The 16,654-nt window shown below is 64.5% G+C and carries 13 protein-coding genes and 1 pseudogene; 6 read left to right on the top strand and 8 right to left on the bottom strand.

The genetic code is table 11. The features are described 5' to 3' along the window. The first annotated feature begins 60 nt into the window (after positions 1-60). From ACVIGB_RS48725 to ACVIGB_RS48715, 3 genes are all read left to right on the top strand, one after another. Complete coding sequence (locus tag ACVIGB_RS48725; protein ID WP_456723889.1) at positions 61-1,146, top strand: tetratricopeptide repeat-containing glycosyltransferase; 1,086 nt, start codon at positions 61-63, stop codon at positions 1,144-1,146. Positions 1,147-1,169: 23 nt separating this feature from the next. Then, entirely contained in the window at positions 1,170-2,564 is a 1,395-nt protein-coding gene (locus ACVIGB_RS48720; RefSeq protein ID WP_456749353.1) for a hypothetical protein, read from the top strand. A gap of 899 nt (positions 2,565-3,463) precedes the next feature. After that, positions 3,464-4,000, top strand: a complete 537-nt coding sequence (locus ACVIGB_RS48715; RefSeq protein WP_092125431.1) for a LabA-like NYN domain-containing protein — start codon at positions 3,464-3,466, stop codon at positions 3,998-4,000. A 140-nt stretch (positions 4,001-4,140) separates the two neighbouring features. Here ACVIGB_RS48715 and ACVIGB_RS48710 read toward each other — a convergent pair whose 3' ends face one another. The 4 genes from ACVIGB_RS48710 to ACVIGB_RS48695 are packed head-to-tail and all read right to left on the bottom strand — an operon-like array spanning position 4,141 to position 8,631. Next, positions 4,141-4,911, bottom strand: a complete 771-nt coding sequence (locus tag ACVIGB_RS48710) for an SDR family NAD(P)-dependent oxidoreductase (RefSeq protein WP_456723891.1) — start codon at positions 4,909-4,911, stop codon at positions 4,141-4,143. Between the two features lie 53 nt (positions 4,912-4,964). Further along, positions 4,965-5,762, bottom strand: a complete 798-nt coding sequence (locus ACVIGB_RS48705; RefSeq protein ID WP_456723892.1) for an SDR family oxidoreductase — start codon at positions 5,760-5,762, stop codon at positions 4,965-4,967. Further along, entirely contained in the window at positions 5,762-7,150 is a 1,389-nt protein-coding gene (locus ACVIGB_RS48700; RefSeq protein WP_456749352.1) for a transaminase, read from the bottom strand. Before ACVIGB_RS48700 ends, ACVIGB_RS48705 begins: the two co-directional genes overlap by 1 nt. Further along, on the bottom strand, positions 7,147-8,631 hold the full coding sequence (locus tag ACVIGB_RS48695; protein ID WP_456723895.1) for an aldehyde dehydrogenase: 1,485 nt from the start codon (positions 8,629-8,631) through the stop codon (positions 7,147-7,149). Before ACVIGB_RS48695 ends, ACVIGB_RS48700 begins: the two co-directional genes overlap by 4 nt. Positions 8,632-8,849: 218 nt before the next feature. On the opposite strand from ACVIGB_RS48695, the gene ACVIGB_RS48690 reads away from it, so the two are divergent. From ACVIGB_RS48690 to ACVIGB_RS48680, 3 genes and pseudogenes are all read left to right on the top strand, one after another. Next, entirely contained in the window at positions 8,850-10,112 is a 1,263-nt protein-coding gene (locus ACVIGB_RS48690; protein WP_456723896.1) for a Tm-1-like ATP-binding domain-containing protein, read from the top strand. Beyond that, positions 10,109-10,774, top strand: coding sequence for an HAD family hydrolase (locus tag ACVIGB_RS48685; RefSeq protein WP_456723897.1), 666 nt, complete (start codon positions 10,109-10,111; stop codon positions 10,772-10,774). Before ACVIGB_RS48690 ends, ACVIGB_RS48685 begins: the two co-directional genes overlap by 4 nt. Before the next feature lie 119 nt (positions 10,775-10,893). Next, a pseudogene (locus tag ACVIGB_RS48680) lies at positions 10,894-12,247 on the top strand (aminotransferase class III-fold pyridoxal phosphate-dependent enzyme). 123 nt (positions 12,248-12,370) lie between these two features. Here the strand turns inward: ACVIGB_RS48680 and ACVIGB_RS48675 are convergent. From ACVIGB_RS48675 to ACVIGB_RS48660, 4 genes are all read right to left on the bottom strand, one after another. Beyond that, a complete protein-coding gene (locus tag ACVIGB_RS48675; RefSeq protein ID WP_456723899.1) occupies positions 12,371-12,676 on the bottom strand; it encodes a hypothetical protein in 306 nt (101 codons plus the stop codon). Next, positions 12,673-14,685: a copper amine oxidase gene (locus tag ACVIGB_RS48670; RefSeq protein WP_456723900.1), complete on the bottom strand. Its 2,013-nt coding sequence runs from the start codon at positions 14,683-14,685 to the stop codon at positions 12,673-12,675. The genes ACVIGB_RS48675 and ACVIGB_RS48670 overlap by 4 nt, the downstream gene beginning before the upstream one ends. Before the next feature lie 65 nt (positions 14,686-14,750). After that, entirely contained in the window at positions 14,751-15,779 is a 1,029-nt protein-coding gene (locus ACVIGB_RS48665) for a branched-chain amino acid ABC transporter permease (protein WP_456723901.1), read from the bottom strand. After that, entirely contained in the window at positions 15,776-16,642 is an 867-nt protein-coding gene (locus tag ACVIGB_RS48660; RefSeq protein WP_456723902.1) for a branched-chain amino acid ABC transporter permease, read from the bottom strand. The genes ACVIGB_RS48665 and ACVIGB_RS48660 overlap by 4 nt, the downstream gene beginning before the upstream one ends. Positions 16,643-16,654: the final 12 nt, after the last annotated feature.

Genomic DNA, 16,654 nt, shown 5'->3' with positions numbered 1-16,654 from the left:
ACACATTGAATCCACGACCAGAAAAGCTCGCCTCACTTTGGCGTTTTCTGAGGAGCCCGATTGAAAGTCGCAGTCTACACGATCGCATTGAACGAGGCCGCGCATGCCGAGCGCTGGGCGCACTCTGCGATGGATGCCGACTATCGAATTGTGGCGGACACGGGTAGCAATGATGACACGATAGGGCGCTTGCAGCGTGCAGGCGTCATCGTTCACCAGATTTCGGTCCGCCCCTGGCGTTTTGATGTCGCGCGGAATGCTGCAATGGCGCTCATTCCATCTGATGTCGATGTCTGCTGTTCCATGGATATGGATCGCTATCTCGAACCGGGATGGCGGGAGAGGCTCGAGGCTGCGTGGTCAGCCGATACGACGGCCCTCTTCTGCCGCACGCTCTACCGGGCGCATCCCGACGATCCAGCGATCTTGCGAGGCTGGCCGACGAAGAATTTTCATCATCGTTGGGGATATCGGTTCAAGCGTCCGGTCCATGAAGCTCTCTCATACTCCGGAACAGAAGTCACCACGGAGTGCCTCGATATCGTGATGTGCGAGGTGCAGGATCATTCGAAAGATACCCGGCAACAATATCTGCCGCTGATGGAAGTCGCTCATCGGGAGGATCCCGACGATTCGCAGATCTGCTTTTGGCTCGGCCGGGACTATATGTGGGCGAACAGAAGCGATGAGGCGACTGCACTGCTTTCACGATATTTGGAGCTGCCAACGAGTACGTGGAGCGAGGAACGTGCGGAGGCGATGCGCTTTCTCGCACGGACTGACCCGGCCAGGAAGATCAACTGGCTCGAAAGAGCGCGACTGGAAGCCCCACACCGGCGCGAGATCTGGTTGGATTTGGCCGAACAATTTCATAGCCAGGCAGATTGGCATAATCTCTTCTGGGCCTGTGCAAACGGCATCGGAAAGACCCGCCGCACCGGGAGCTATCTCGATGATGAGCATAGCTGGGGGTTTCGACTGCACGATCTTGGCGCGATTGCCGCCTGGCATCTCAACGCGATGGACCAGGCCGTCGCATGGGGACGTGCCGCCCTCGAACTGGACCCTCACAATCAGCGGCTCATCAATAATCTGGAGTTCTTTGTAAGGAGACGAAGCGAGATGATGGCGGGGTCGCCATCGTGAGTCCCGATTGCTTGCAGGCCGGATTGTTCACGTCGTTTGGCACAATCGTCTATCTCGACCCGGCGACGAGAACGCTTCGCCACGGTCCAATCGATCATGTGCCCGACAATCTGGTCCTATTGGTGCCCCAGCAGTCGACAAGCCATCGATGTCGCGCGCGCTATACGCCGGGCGCCGAGAAGGCGGAAGACTTTGGGTTTAGTCGAGACGGGCTCAAGCCGATCCTGGACAAGAGCAGCACAGCTGCGCCGCTGGAACTGATCGCTCTGGAGCGCGGGCTGTTCTGCCTGAAGCTGGGCCGCGCCTTTCTCTCTGCCTATCCCGACGGCAACTTCGGCTTTGCGAAGACCTGCAGCACTTGGGAGTTGTTTCTGATCTCCGCGGACCTGGCACACGGCGGATATCCCGAGACGGACTACAGGTCTGAAGGTTACGCGGGCAGAGACATCCAGGAATACATCGTTCACCCCACGATCCGGGCTCGAACCGGTGCGAAACCACCTAAGGCGAAGCTATTGGCCTTTGGCTATCCGGCCTGGTCACATGGACGGGTCTACTACGACCTGAGCAAGAATTTGTACAAGAAAGGCTACATCGTAGACGTTCTGAATTGGCAGCAGAACCACGCGCAACATTTCGACGCCCTTCAATCGTACTATGACTGCTTCATAACTGCCCTGGACGGGGTCAGTGTCCTGGTTGATACCTACAAGGTGCCGTACGAGCGGATCATTGCGGTGTCTCACCACGAATTCGACATCCGCATGCTCATCGAACGGAAGGGCATCGAGGCTTTCGAAAAATTCTCCAACTATGCCGTTGTCAGCGACTATGTCTATTGCGCTTCCATGATGAGCGGCATTTCCAGGCCGCCCATAGTCGCCTCTCTAGGTATCGACTACGAAACATTCCACTCCCCAATAGCTCCGCATTTGGACGCGGTCGGCTATGCATCTTCCATGGCGACAAAGACTTACGGTGTCGAATGGAAGAGAGGAGCGCTCGCTCAATCGGCCGCGGCTGCCGCCGGGCTACCGTTCAAAGTCGCCGGCTCGACAGCGAAGCAAACATCGTTTCATGACATGCCGGAGTTCTACCGGTCTGTCGGGGCCATTGTTACAAGCTCGATCAGCGAAGCTGCACAGTTACCGGTCATGGAGGGAGCAGCCGCAGGCCGACTGGTCATCGGAACGCCGGTCGGTCATTTCCCGCAGAAGGCCTGTCAGGGCGGTGGCATCCTTGCTCCCGTTCAAGCGGACAGGTTCGTGTCTTTCACCGCCGCGACCCTGAAGTTCTACAAAGAGAACCCCTCAGCCTATGTCGAGAAGTGCCACTCGATCCAGGAGGCCGCAAGAAAGTTCGATTGGCAATTCTCGATACAAGATTGGGTTGACCTGATTGAGGGTCGAAGAATGTGAACGCCCAGCCCTGCAGTTTGGGGCGCTCCTCAATCGCACAATGATGATGGCGATCGACCGCTCGGCTCTACGAAGCGAGGGCCATCGGGACTTCGCGCCGTGTCAAAAGCAGATCGCAGAATCTCCTCCGAGCCGACCACAACTCGCCGGGTTGGATTATCGCCATTGCGTTACCGCCAATGGGTGCTTGCTCGCGACCCCACGGCGCAATAGACACGTCGACGCGCATCCACACCACTAGTAATAGCGAGTCGTCTGCGCAATCTGGGAGTGCAAAACCGCCCTCCCCCCTGCGACGAAGTTCGTAGCGGCGAAAACTAGTGTGTCTGCAAAAAGGTGGTATCTCGAAATATCGCACCGGCGCGAAACGGCGCCGCTACCCGTGATCGATTTTAGATGTAATCTTGCATCTGACAATCGTCACCTTGTGCAAACCGGGCTCGTCAGCGCCGGTGCGCTGCACCATTGGCTGGCGTCGACGGCGGCGCTCGCCCGACGACGTAAGCACCCATTTGTTCTGATAGTCCACGGATATCAGGATTGGAATTGCGCGCGCGGTTATTAGGCTGATGCCAACGAAGCGCCACAAACGAACCGCCATAGCTGACGATTATTCGCCGCTGCCCGAACGCCTTCGTCCAAGCGCGGGTGCGAACGTCAGTGTCCTTCAACGACGACCGTTTCATTTGTCTGCGACGGCCGGCCGTGCCGCATCGATTGCCATATTATCAATAAGCGCACGATCAACATGACACCCGCCGTGTTGAAAATTTCCGCTTTTTGCCGACCGAGTCATTGCACTAGGATCAGTCATTTCAATCTGGCGCCCGCCACGCACCCGAGGCATTTCCAGAACCAAAAGCATACAGCAACTGATCCGGGCGTCATGGGGATTTGAGATGACCGATCGTATTGCACTATTCATCGATGGCGCGAATCTGCACACGACGGTCAAGAACCTCGGCTTTGAAGTCGACTTCCGCCGATTGCTCTTGGAGTTCGGCAAGCATGGGCAAATCGTCCGCGCCTATTTCTACACGGTCGTGAGGGACGACGACGAATTCAGCAGCCTTCGGCCGCTGGTGGATTGGCTGGATTACAACGGATATGCGGTGAGGAGAAAGGCCGCCAAGCAGCACGACGACGGCGATGGACGGAGGCGAATGAAGCGCAGCATCGGCATCGAGCTCGCGGTCGACGCCATGGAGATCGCGCACCGCATCGACCACGCATTCGTGTTCTCTGGCGATGGTGACTTGCGAGCCGTTGTCGAAGCCGTCAGGCGGAGGGGCGTGCGTGTCACCGTCGTTTCCAGCATTCGAACGAAGCCTCCGATGATCGCCGATGAGCTTCGCAGACACGCCGATGCCTTCGTTGAACTCGAGAGCCTCAAGCCATCGATCGAGCGTCCAGCGCATCCGATAGCGCCGGAGTGACGTTGCGGGCGCCCTCCGACGGCGCCGGCGGAGATCGGCTGGAGACGCGAGCGCCACACGGTCAAGGGGGTTTGAACAAGCCCGTCGTCATTGCCGCGGCTGCTTCTCGTGCCGCGTTCCGATTGCTTCGAAACGAGGCTCTACACGGCGCGGTTTTGCGTCGGCGAGCGGCCGCCGCCGTCGGCGACCAGCACTGCTCCGGTCACGAAGGACGCCTCGTCGGAAGCCAGGAACAGGCAGCATGCCGCGATCTCGGCGGGCTCGGCCATCCGCCCCAAGGCGATCCGTCGTTCGACGCCGCGAAACTCGGCGTCGGGCGTGGTGCCATTCTGGTCCGCGAGCAACTGCATTTCATAGGCGCTCATCGGCGTCCGCACCCAGCCGGGCGCCACGGCATTGGCGCGGATGCCGTCGGCCCCGTGAGCATAGGCCAGCGAACGCGTGTAGGCGACGACGGCCGCCTTGCTGGCGGCGTAGCTTGCGCTGTCCGGGCTGGCATTGAACGCGGCAACCGAGGCGATGTTGACGATCGCTCCGCCACGCTGCTGGAGCAGCGGCAGGGATGCCCGGCAGACCCGCATGGTCCCCGTGAGGTTGACATCGAGCGTCCTGGCCCAGACCTCGTCGGAGATGCTCGCTGGCTGATCCGGCACGATCAGGCCGGCGGCGTTGACGACGATGTCGAGCCACGCGCCGCAGGCGGCGACGGCGTCGGCAATGTCGTCCGCACGCGTGACGTCGCCATGGACCGCCTGCCCGCCGCACTCCGCCGCGGCGGCCTGAAGCTCGGCGTCACCGAGGCCGAACAGCACGACGCGCGCGCCGCTCAACGCCAGCAGTGAAGCCGTGGCCCGGCCGATCCCCGTGGCTGCGCCCGTCACCAGCGCGGTCTTTCCGTCCAGCCGCGGCATCAGGTCATGATCCGGAAAAGTGGAAACCGGTTTCCCGAAAAGATCACGCTCATCTAGAGCCCCCACTGCCGTTCGACGGCAAATCCGGTCTCCGGCAGCGTCGAGCCGCCGTCGACGACGATGATCTGCCCGGTGACATATTTGGCCTCAGCGGACGCGAGATAGAGCATCGCGCAGGCGATGTCGTCGGCGGTCCCCATGTGCCCCATCGGGATGAAGCGTTCGAGCCTCGCCTTGTTCTCCGGCGCGCTCATGGTGCCGCGGCCGGGCTTCTCGATGAAGCCGGCTTCGACGCCGTTCACCGTGATGCCGTCGCGCGCGAGCTCGAAGGCGGCGCCGCGGATGAACGCGTTGACGCCGGCCTTCGCCGCCGAGTAATGCGCGCCGCCGCCCATCGCGACGCGCGCCGAGACCGAGGATGTCACGAGAATGCGTCCGAACCGGTTGGCGCGCATATGCGGAATCGCAGCCTGTGCGAGCCAGATGCTGGCGTTGAGGTTCAGCGCCAGCGTCTCGTCGAGCTTGGCTTCATCGAGCTCCTCGAGCGAGGCCCAAGGACAACCGCCGGCATTGTGCACGACGATATCGAGCCGGCCGAATTTGGCGGCGACATCGTCAATCATCGCACGCAAGCTGCCGCGATCGAGCCGGTCGAACGGCACGCAATGCGCGGTTCGTCCGTCGTCAGCGAGTTCGCGCGCCAGTGCCTCGGCCACATCGAGCGTCCGGTTGGCGATCACCACGGTCGCACCCGCCTGCGCAAGGCGCCTGACAATGGCCGCACCGATCCCGCGGCCGCCGCCGGTGACGATGGCGACCCGGCCGTCGAGATCGAACGGAAGCGCCTGCATCAGATTGCCCCCGCGCCGCGCAGCAGATCGATGAACTGCGCGAACACCGCCGTGTGCTTGTCGACGTCCCGCCCCGACGTCGCCGGACACATCAGCAGCATGGTGTGGAACGGAGTGACCAGGATGCCCTCGTTCATGTAGAACGCATGCAGCAAGGTCTCGAGATCGGGTTGCCGGCCCGCAATGACGTCGGCGCCGCTGCGTGGCGGCCGTGGCATGAACATGATCTCGGCACGTGCGCCGATCTGGGTGACGTGCCAGGGCAGCCCGGCCGCCTCGATCAGCCGGCGCGCCTCCTGCGCGAGCCAGGTCGCGGTTCCGATCATCCGCTCGTAATTCGCTGAGGTCAGCACCTTCTCCAGCACCGCGCGCATGGTGGCGACCGTCAGCGCGTTGCCGGCGAGCGTGCCGCCGAAACCAAGATGTGCGGACTGCCGCTCGCGCGGATTGACGTGGGGGACGAGCTTCCAGAGCCGCTCGGCAATCTCCTCGCTGAGGCCGAACACGCCGGCGGGGATGCCACCCGCGATCGCCTTGCCGGCGACGAAGATGTCGGGCTCGAGCCCGTGGCTCTCCGTGTAGCCGCCCGGCCCGCACGACAGCGTATGGGTCTCGTCGATGATGAGCACGGTACCGGCGCGGCGGGTCAGATCGCGCAACGCCTGGTGAAAACCGGGGTCGACCGGGATCATGCCGAAATTCGTCATCAGCGGCTCGGTCAGCACGCAGGCGACATCGCCCTGCGCCAGCGCCGCTTCGAGCGCCGCGACGTCGTTGAACTCGACCACCCGGCTCACGGCGTCATGATCGATGCCGTTGGGATGGATCATGTTGCGCAAGCCGACGCGGCCGTCGCGGATCTCGACATGCGCCTCCTCGACCCCGCCGTGGTAGCAGCCGGAGAACACCAGCACCTTGCGCCGGCCGGTGATCATGCGCGAGATGCGGATCGCGGCGCGGTTGGCGTCGGTCGCGGACGTCGTCAGCGTCCAGTACTTCGGGCCGAACCGGCGCGACAGCTCGGCGCCGACCCAAAGGCTGTCCTCCGTCGGCAGCATCATGGTCGCGCCATGCTTGAGCTGATGCAGCGCGGCTTCCGTCACTGCCTCGGGCGCGTGGCCGCACATGCCGCCGGTGTCGCCGAGGCAGAAATCGATATAGTCGCGTCCGTCGATATCCCGGATATGCGCGCCATGCGCTTCATCGGCATAGATCGGAAAGCCGCCGGCCCAGCGCCGCATCCAGTGCGACGGGCCGCCATAAAGGTAGTGCTGCCGGCCTTCGTGCCAGGCCGCCGCCGATCGCGGATGCAGCGTCCGAAAGCGTTCCTGCTCGGCATCGAGCAAGCGATTCAGAATGCCCGCACGTTCGGCGGTTGCTGATGTCATAGCGCGATCCAGGCGGTCTTGAGGTCGGTATAGGCGTCGAGGGCGTGGAGCGACTTGTCGCGTCCAAAGCCGGATTGCTTGAAGCCGCCGAGCGGCACCGTGATATCGGCGCCGCCATAGGCATTGACGTGCACGACGCCGGCCCTAATGGCGCGCACCATGCGATGCGCCGTCGACAGACTTCCGGTCCACACCGCCGACGCAAGCCCATAGGGCGTCGCATTGGCGAGCGCCGTGGCGTCCTCCTCGCCGTCGAACCGCGTGACCGCCAGCACCGGGCCGAACACCTCCTCGCGCCAGACCTCCATCGATGGCGTCACCTCGGTGAGGATCGCGGGCGCCATGAAGTTGCCGCCGCTCTCGACGCGGATCTGCTCGCCGCCGATCAGCCGCTTCGCACCCTGCGCTTCCGCGCGGGCAACCGCATCCAGGTTCTTCCGCAACTGCACCTGGCTCGAGATGGCGCCGATATCCGACGTCAGATCGAGGGGATCGCCGACCCTGAGCTTTGCGGTGGCGTCAAGCAGCTCATCCATGAAGCGATCATAGATCGCGGACTGCACGAGCAGCCGCGAGCCGGCGACGCAGACCTGGCCCGAATTCCGGAAGATGCCGTTCGCCGAGACCTTGGCCGCATGCTTGATGTCGGGCACATCGGCGAAGACGATGTTGGGCGACTTGCCGCCAAGCTCGAGATGAACCCGCTTCAGGTTCGACCGCGCCGAGCATTCCAGCAGCCGGCGGCCGACCGCGCCCGAGCCGGTGAAGGCCAGCACATCGACATCCATATGCAGCGCGAGCGCCTCGCCGGCCGATGCGCCGCGGCCGGTGACGACGTTGAGCACGCCGTCCGGCAGGCCTGCCTCGGTCGCGAGCTCGGCAAGCCGCAGCAGCGTCAGCGATGCCAGCTCCGGCGGCTTGACCACGACCGAGTTTCCGGCGGCGAGCGCGGGACCGATCTTCCACGCCCCGATCATCAGCGGGAAATTCCACGGCACGATCACGCCGACGACGCCAAGCGGCTCGCGATGCACGAGCCCGAGCACGTCACCTGAGGTCGGCGCGATCTCGCCATACACCTTGTCGATCGCCTCGGCGTAGTACCTGACGGTGCCGGCCGCCGACAGCGGTTCGGCCTTGTAGGCCATGCCGATCTCGGTGCCGTTGTCGCGCACACCGAGCACAGCGATCTCGAGCGCGTGCTGCTCGATCAGATCGGCGAACCGCAGCAGCACCTTCTTGCGCTGCGCCGGCGCCGCGCGCGACCAGCTTCCCTGCTCGAAGGCCTGCCGCGCCCGCTTCACCGCAAGGTCGACATCGGCCGCATCGCCGTCTGCAATCGTCGTCAGCACCTGGCCGTCGATCGGCGACACCACATCGAGCCGTGCCTCGCCAATCGCCTGCGCCGGCCGGCCGCCGATGAAGAGCTGCTGGGCCGGAATTACGGTTGAGCGTAACAGATCGATCTGGGCTTGCTGCATGCGAGATCATCATGACGGTGACAAGAGCAGCTCCCGACCGGAGACCGCTGGCATGCCGCAATCCTCGCCAAATCAAGGCTTTGGCAGCAATCAACCGATAGGTGGATGTCGCCGCGGCCAGCGCCCTCATAGCGTGATCGCACGATGGCCGAACGCCCTGCCCGCTGGGTGCAAACCAACTCGTCCACATCCCTCACGCCGCCGGCGAGCCGAAGGTCATGCCCGAGATCACGCAGCCCCGCATTCTTCTGATCGGCACTGGAGACACCAAGGCCGACGAACTGCTGTTCATGAGCGCGTGCATCGCGCGCGCCGGCGGCAGCACGATCATGATGGACATCAGCGTGCTCGGCGATCCGCCGTATCAACCCGCACATGACAAGCACGCGGTGGCCTCCGCTGCGCGGACCACGATCGCGGCGATCGCATCCAGCGGCGACGAAAATTCCGCGATGTCGCTGATGGCGATTGGCGCTGCCAATCTGGCACGCGAGCTCGCGGCGCGCGATGCCATCGACGGCATGATCGCGATCGGCGGCACGATGGGAACCGACCTCGCGCTCGACGTCGCGCAGGCGCTGCCGCTCGGCCTGCCGAAGCTGATCGTCTCGACCGTCGCATTCTCGCACCTGATCCCGCCCGAGCGCGTCGCCGCCGATCTGATGATGATCCTGTGGGCCGGCGGCCTCTATGGCCTCAACGGCACCTGCACCGCCGTGCTGTCGCAAGCCTGCGGCGCGATCGTCGGCGCGGCGAAGAGCGCCATCAAGCCGAGCCGGGACCGGCCGGTCGTTGCGATCACCTCGCTCGGCAAGAGCTGCCTGCGCTACATGGTGGAGCTCAAGCCGCAGCTCGAGCAGCGCGGCTACGAGGTGGTGGTCTTCCACACCACAGGCATGGGTGGCCGTGCCATGGAGTCGATCGCAGCCCAAGGCGGCTTTGCTGCGGTGCTGGACCTCAGCCTGCAGGAGGTCGCCAATCAGCTCACCGGCTCGGTGGTCAATTCAGGCGCCGACCGGCTGGAGAATGCGGGCAGAGCCGGCATTCCGCAGATCGTCGCCCCCGGGGCGGTCGACATGGTCGACTTCCCGGCATGGCTTGGGATTCCGAACGAACTATCGGATCGGCCGTTCCACGCACACAACCGGCTGCTCGCGTCGGCGACTTCGGGAGCCGCCGATCGCCGCCGGATCGCACACGCGATTGCGGAGAAGCTCGCCGGCGCCAGCGCGCCCGTCGCCTTTGTGCTCCCCGCCGGCGGCATCCAGCAATGGGACCGCGAAGGCGAGGCTTTGCACGATCCCGACGCCCTCGCCGCCTTTGTCGACGCGATGCGGTCGGCGGTCCGGCCACCGGTCGAGCTGCACGAGATCAGGGATCACATCAACAGCGCGGCGTTCAACGAAACCGTGCTCGGTATCTTCGACCGATGGGTCGCAGCCGGCATTGTCCGCCCCGGCCGCGGAACGGTTGCCGCATGACGCGACCGCTCGCCCAGGCGCTGGTGCTCGATTTCGGCGGCGTCATCTCGAAGACCCTGTTCGAGACCCATGACCTGACCGAGCGCGCGCTCGGGCTCGCACCGTGCACGCTGAAATGGCTCGGACCATTCGCCCCCGACAGCGATCCGCTCTGGGCTGCGATGCAGCGCGGCGAGATTTCCGAACGCGACTACTGGCTGACCCGCAGCCGCGAGGTCGGACGCATGGTCGGCGAGGACTGGCGCGACATGGAGACCTTCGTGAAGCGCGCGCGCGGCGCCGATCCGGACACCGTGATCCGCCCCGAGGCGGTGCGCGCGATCACCCTCGCCGCCGACGCCGGGTTCCGGCTTGCCATCCTCTCGAACGAGCTCGACCTGTTCTATGGCGCGGAGTTCCGCACCCGCCTCTCCATCCTCAAGCGCTTCGATAGCATCGTCGACGCGACCCATACCGGGATCCTGAAACCCGATCCGCGCGCCTATCAAAGCGTGCTGGACGAATTGGCGCTGGAAGCAGAAGATTGCGTCTTCGTCGACGACCAGCGTCGCAACATCGTGGGCGCTGCCACCTGCAACATGCGCACGGTGATGTTTGACGTGCGCAGCCCCGCGGCGTCCTACAGCGAGGCGCTGCGGCACTTCGGGCTGCAATTCGACTAAAGCGTTTTCGAGCGAAGTGGGTACCGGTTCGCGTGAAGAAAACGCGCCAAAACTAGAATCTGGAGGCCCGTTCCGATTCCATCGGAACGGAAAAGGCTCCAGCCGGACAGAGAGCGACCATGCGCGACAGAAACTTCCTGGTTGAGAACAACGCCAAGCCGATCTGGCACCCGATGGCCCATCCCGCCGAGATGCGGGCGCAGCCGCCGCGGATCGTAATGAAGGGCGAAGGCGTCCACGTCACCGACATCGACGGCAACACCGTGATCGATGCGGTCGGCGGCCTGTGGAACGTCAACCTCGGCTACAGCTGCGATCCGATCAAGAAAGCGATCGCGGACCAGCTCAGCGCCCTGCCGTATTATTCCGGCTTCCGCGGCACATCGAGCGGCCCCTCGATCGAGCTCGCCTACGAGCTCACCGAATGGTTCAAGCCGGAAGGCATGGTTCGCGCCTTCTTCACGTCAGGCGGATCGGACTCGGTCGAGACCGCGCTGCGGCTTGCGCGGCAATACTGGAAGATCAAGGGCCAGGCTGACCGCACCAAGTTCCTGGCGCTGAAGAAGGGCTATCACGGCACCCATTTCGGCGGCGCATCCGTCAACGGCAACGCCAATTTCCGCCGCAACTATGAGCCGATGCTGCCCGGCGTATTCCATATCCCCGCGCCCTCGACCTATCGCAATCCCTTCAACGAGACCGATCCTGCCAGGCTCGCACAGCTGTGCGCGGCGGCGATGGAGGAGGAGATCGCATTCCAGGGCGGCGACACCATCGCGGCCTTCATCATGGAGCCGGTGCTGGGGGCCGGCGGCGTGATCGTGCCGCCGGACAGCTTCATGATGCTGGCGCGCGAGATCTGCGACCGGCACGGCATCCTGATGATCGCCGACGAGGTCGTGACCGGGTTCGGCCGCACCGGCGCGTGGTCGGGTTCGCGTCTGTGGGGCGTCAAGCCTGACATGATGACGATGGCCAAGGCGATCACCTCGGGCTATTTCCCACTCGGCGCGACGCTGATCGGCGAGCCGGTCGCGGAAACCTTCGAGACTGACACCACCACGTTCGGCTCGATCGGCCATGGCTACACGTATTCGGGCCACCCGGTCGGCTGCGCCGCGGGCCTTGCCGCGCTGGCCGAGACCCGCCGCCTCAAGCTCGACGGGAATGCCGCCGCACGCGGCAAGGACCTCGCGCAGGCGCTGGCCGCGCTCAAGGCGAAGCATGCGCTGGTCGGCGACGTCAGGGGCAAGGGCCTGATGGCCGCGCTCGAGCTCGTCGCCGATCGCGACAGCAAGAAGCCCGCCGACAAGAAGACGATGGCGAAGGTGGCCGATGCCGCCTACGAGGCCGGCGTGATGCTGCGCGTCTCGGGCAACAACCTGATCCTGTCCCCCGCCCCTGATCCTCACCGCATTGGATGTGAAGGCGATCGCCGAAGGGATCGACGCCGGCCTCTCAGCGGCCGGCTAAGACGTTGTAAGGCCTCTTCGTCATTGCGAGGAGCGACAGCGACGAAGCAATCCATACCTCCACACGCTGCGCGATGGATTGCTTCGCTTCGCTCGCAATGACGGGGATAGGACTACACCAAAGTTATCGTGCGCCAACGCAAGCGATAGCACGCTCGAACGGCGCGCCATCCGTCTTGTCGCGGTCGAGGCAATCGGCGAGCGATGCCGCCGACATGCTCTGGTCGGTGCAGAAGATCCGCATGAAGTCGGCCGCGAGCGCGACCTTGTGCGGCGTGGATTGGCGCTGCCAGTCGCCGCTGCTCAAATAGAGCAAGGACGCATCGTCAACGCCGCTTTCGGCCGCCGCGCCACGCGCGACCGGCTGCGCCGCCAACAGCGCCAGCAGCGCGCCGGCCACCGCCCCCATGCGATGCACGCGGCCACTCATTTGGTGTCCCTGGCATTCACCATCGGCGGCACGTCGAGCGCGGGATTGCGATCGAAGAAGTTGAACGGACGGAGCCGGAAGCCGTGCCACAGGCCCGGCATGACCGGCCAATCCTCGGCGCGCGGCACGTGGCGGAAGCCGACCGTGTACCACAGCACGAGGTCGCGATCCTCGATCGGCCGCTTTGCGGCGGTCCATTTCGGCAAGCCGTCGACCTCAGGATTCTCGTTCGGGTACATGCCCGCGGCGTATCTCTCGTCCTTGGCGTAGGCCGACGTCCATAGCGTGTAGGCGCTGAAGCCCGCGCGGAGCTGGATCGGATCGTCCTTGGCGAGCAATGAGACGTCGGAGTGGCCGGGCATCAGCTGATAGCTGGTGCGATAGCCGCGGCTGTTGGTCTTGCCCGTACTCTCGATCCTGAACTGCGCCGCGCTCAGCGGCGTCGTGATCGGCCCTTCGGTCGCGACCGGCCTGGTGTCGACCTGCCAGAGGCTCTTGCGCTGGCCTTGGTCGAGCCGCCGCACGCTGAAGCGATCCTCGACCAGCCGGTTCGCGGTGCCGTCGACGTCCATATCGATCCGGAACGTCATGTAGTGATCGTGATTGACGGCAAGCAGCCGCTCGTCGACCAGCGTCCCGTAGGCCGTGTCCTGCTTCGCCGTCGGATCGCTCAAGGTCCGGCTTGCCACGCCCTTGGTCGCATCGATGCCGTAAGCGCCGAGCCGCACGTCGATATTGCCGGCACGGTCGAACACGTAGTCCACCAGATAGTCGTAATTGCCGACCACCGGCGCCATCCGCACCACCAGTTCGTTGTTCGGCCGCACCTCGGCGGTGTTGTTGAGCAGCTCGCTGTGGCGCCAGATCGGATCGCCGGTCGGGCGCTCGAAGATGCAGACCGCGCCCTTGGAGACGACAGGCATGCCCTTGGTGTCCGAGATCGTCAGATCGAGGAAATGCGCGCCTTCGGGGCAATCGATGCCGCGCTGCAATTCGCTGGAGAGCACGCCAAAACCGTATTCGCCGATATCCATATAGGCGCGGAACGACCAGGTCGGCGCCGGGTCCATATAGGGCACGAACATCTCGCTCGCCGAGATCTGATAGGCGATGTCGCGGAACGTGCCGTGATCGTCGTAGCGGATCAACGACAGCACCGCGCCGACGCGCGGCTCGAGACGGACATGGAACGACCAGTTGTCCCAGTGGACCTGGCCGCCCTCCACCTTCACATTGCTGCCCTCGGGCGCGGTGATCTCGATCGGCCTCGGCGGCTTGCGGTATTTTCCGGAGTCGGCATAGGCATGCGAGGGTGTCTGCGCCGGCGGCGGCAGCACGCCGAGATCGGTCACCGACAGCACCGTCCTGCTCTTGAGATCGACCTGGGCGACTAGGTTCTCGATCGGCTTGCCCCAGAGATTGTTGGCGGCGCCGGTCGTGTCGACACAGGGAACATTGAGCAGGCGGCGACCTTTCAGGGCCGGGTCGCTCACCGGCCCGACCGTCAACGGCAGGCACAGCACATTGTGGAAGTCGGTGATGCCGCGCTTGGCCATCGCGGCGATCCAGCGCGGGTCCTGCTTCGGCAGATCACCGGCAGACATCAGTTCGTCGATGGTCAGCGCAGCCTCGTGATCCCTGACCTCGTCCCAGCCGAGCAGGCTGCGGGCGGCGAGATCGATATGCGCTTCGTAGAGATGTCCGCCGCTCAGCAGCGTCGCGTTCGCGCGCCGCGCGAAGGGTTGTCCGGGCTTCCACGCCCGCACCTCGTCCTTGGGGTCCTCGTCGACCGTCATGGAGACGACCCGCGCCGCATCGTCGAGCTTGCCGGCGCCGCGGAGAATCTCGGTGACCGAACGGATTTCGTCCGTCGTCAGCCCATCCATCGGATGCGTGGCGGCCGCCTGCGGCCACATCCTGCGCTCGGCCTGCGCCGGCAGCGGCGCCGCCATCGTCATCGCAACCAGGCCGGCCAATGCCGATCCGCATCCCCGGAATATCAGAGCCATCACACCCTCCACTCAAAGCCGGAACTGTCAGAATACAAGCAATGGTGACGGCGTGAAGGCCTGCCTCATCCGGTAACCCGTTCCGACGCGCCCGGAAGGATGGAGGCCGCGGCCGGCCGTGGCGCGGCGCGGTGGACATCGAGCAGCCGCACGCCGAGGCGATCGCGCAACGCCGGCCAGATGCCGCGCGGCGCCACGATCATCACGACCACGGCAATGATGCCGAGCCCGACCAGATACCAGCCGCCGGACAGGCCGAGCGGCCCGGTCATCAATTCGCGCAGGCCGAAGAAGATGATGACGCCGAGGATCGGGCCCTCCAGCGTCCCAATACCGCCGATGATCACGATGAACATCATGTAGACGGACCAGTTGACGTCGAAGGCCGCGAGCGGCGCGATGAACAGATTGCCCATGAAGCTCAACGCACCCGCAAGCCCGCAACCCGCCGCCGACAGCACGAAGGCGATGAAGCGATTATGCCGGACGTCGACACCGACGCTCATCGCGGCGAGGTCATTGTCGCGCACGCTCATCAGCCCGAGCCCGAAGCTCGAGGTCATCATCTTGTACAGCGCCGCGATTGTGACCAGCGTCAGGCCGCCCGCCAGCCAGAACATGGTCGGCTCGAACCAGTCGAAATCGATCAGCTTGCTGGTGGCGAGCGGCACGCCCGAGGTGCCGCCGATCGCCTGCGATTTCATCGTGAAGGCGCCGATGATCTCGGCGAACACCCACATCGCGATCGAGAAATAGGCATCGCGCAAACGAAACAGCGGAAAGGCGATGATCGCCGCGACGGCGGCGGCTACCAACGGCGCCACCGGCAAGACCCAGATCGGGGTCACCTCGAGCCAGCCGGAAGTCAGGAACAGCGCATAGGCGCCGAAGGCGATGAAGACCTGATGGCCAAGCGAGACCAGCCCGGCATAGCCCGCCAGCAGGTTCCACATCTGCGCCATCGTCAGCAGCAGCAGGCACTCGGTCGCGAGCCGCAGGATGCCCTCGTTCAGCACGAAGGGCGCGCCGGCGATAGCAGCGACGAGCACGATGGCACAGGCGAGGAGAGTTGTCCGTGTCGGCATCTGCGTCATACCCTGCTCGACACGAGACCCGACGGGCGGATCAACAGCATGATGAAGAACAACAGATGCGCATAGAGCAGCCCCGCGTTCGGATCGATCTTCAGGCCGATCAACTGCGCCATGCCGAGCGCGATGCCGCCGAGCAGCGCGCCCCAGAACGAGCCGAGCCCGCCGAGCACCACGACCTCGAAGGCGATCAAGAGCCGCTCGGCGCCCGAGAACGGCGTGAAGCTCGACCGCACCGCGAGCAGCACGCCGCCGATCGCGCCGAGCGCGAGCGACAGGCCCATGACATAATTATAGACCCGGTCCGGCTTGACCCCGGACAGCCGGACGATGTCGCGGCGGTCGGCGGTGGCGCGCACGATCCGCCCGAACTCGGTATGGCGCAGCACGAGCTGCAGCGCCATGAACAGCAGCGCGGCGAGCACCAGCGTGAGCAGCGGCATGATGCCGATGTTGAGGCCGGCGATCTCGAGGCTGGCGCGCGAGAGCTCGCCGACCTGGAGGCTGCGCACGTCGGCGCCGAATATCTCGACCATGACGTTGCGCAGGATCACCGAGACGCCGAAGGTGAGCAGCAATGGCGAGAGCGGATCGGGCGACGTCACCACGCGGTTGACGATGGCGGCCTGGTAGAGACAGCCGACCGCAAAGGACAGTGCGATCACCGGGATCAGCATCGGCAGCGGCGAGACCTGCGGAAACAGGTTGGCCAGCAGCACGGCGCAGAACGCACTGAGCACCATGAATTCGCCATGCGCGATGTTGACGACGCGCATCACGCCGAACACCAGAGCGAGCCCGATGCCGAGCAGGCCGTAGAGCCCGCCCAGCAGGGCCCCGTTGATCAATGTCTCAACCCAGATCATGTCGTGCCAATC

This window comes from Bradyrhizobium sp. USDA 4341, from assembly GCF_054063755.1.
This window is presented reverse-complemented; position numbering and strand designations above follow the sequence as displayed.

What these genes read in the sequence shown, in the direction of transcription:
- ACVIGB_RS48670 (WP_456723900.1), bottom strand. Translation starts at nt 14,685, where the DNA reads ATGGCTCTGATATTCCGGGGATGCGGATCGGCATTGGCCGGCCTGGTT.
- ACVIGB_RS48705 (WP_456723892.1), bottom strand. Translation starts at nt 5,762, where the DNA reads ATGCAGGCGCTTCCGTTCGATCTCGACGGCCGGGTCGCCATCGTCACC.
- ACVIGB_RS48710 (WP_456723891.1), bottom strand. Translation starts at nt 4,911, where the DNA reads ATGCCGCGGCTGGACGGAAAGACCGCGCTGGTGACGGGCGCAGCCACG.
- ACVIGB_RS48675 (WP_456723899.1), bottom strand. Translation starts at nt 12,676, where the DNA reads ATGAGTGGCCGCGTGCATCGCATGGGGGCGGTGGCCGGCGCGCTGCTG.
- ACVIGB_RS48685 (WP_456723897.1), top strand. Translation starts at nt 10,109, where the DNA reads ATGACGCGACCGCTCGCCCAGGCGCTGGTGCTCGATTTCGGCGGCGTC.
- ACVIGB_RS48700 (WP_456749352.1), bottom strand. Translation starts at nt 7,150, where the DNA reads ATGACATCAGCAACCGCCGAACGTGCGGGCATTCTGAATCGCTTGCTC.
- ACVIGB_RS48660 (WP_456723902.1), bottom strand. Translation starts at nt 16,642, where the DNA reads ATGATCTGGGTTGAGACATTGATCAACGGGGCCCTGCTGGGCGGGCTC.
- ACVIGB_RS48715 (WP_092125431.1), top strand. Translation starts at nt 3,464, where the DNA reads ATGACCGATCGTATTGCACTATTCATCGATGGCGCGAATCTGCACACG.
- ACVIGB_RS48695 (WP_456723895.1), bottom strand. Translation starts at nt 8,631, where the DNA reads ATGCAGCAAGCCCAGATCGATCTGTTACGCTCAACCGTAATTCCGGCC.
- ACVIGB_RS48690 (WP_456723896.1), top strand. Translation starts at nt 8,850, where the DNA reads ATGCCCGAGATCACGCAGCCCCGCATTCTTCTGATCGGCACTGGAGAC.
- ACVIGB_RS48665 (WP_456723901.1), bottom strand. Translation starts at nt 15,779, where the DNA reads ATGACGCAGATGCCGACACGGACAACTCTCCTCGCCTGTGCCATCGTG.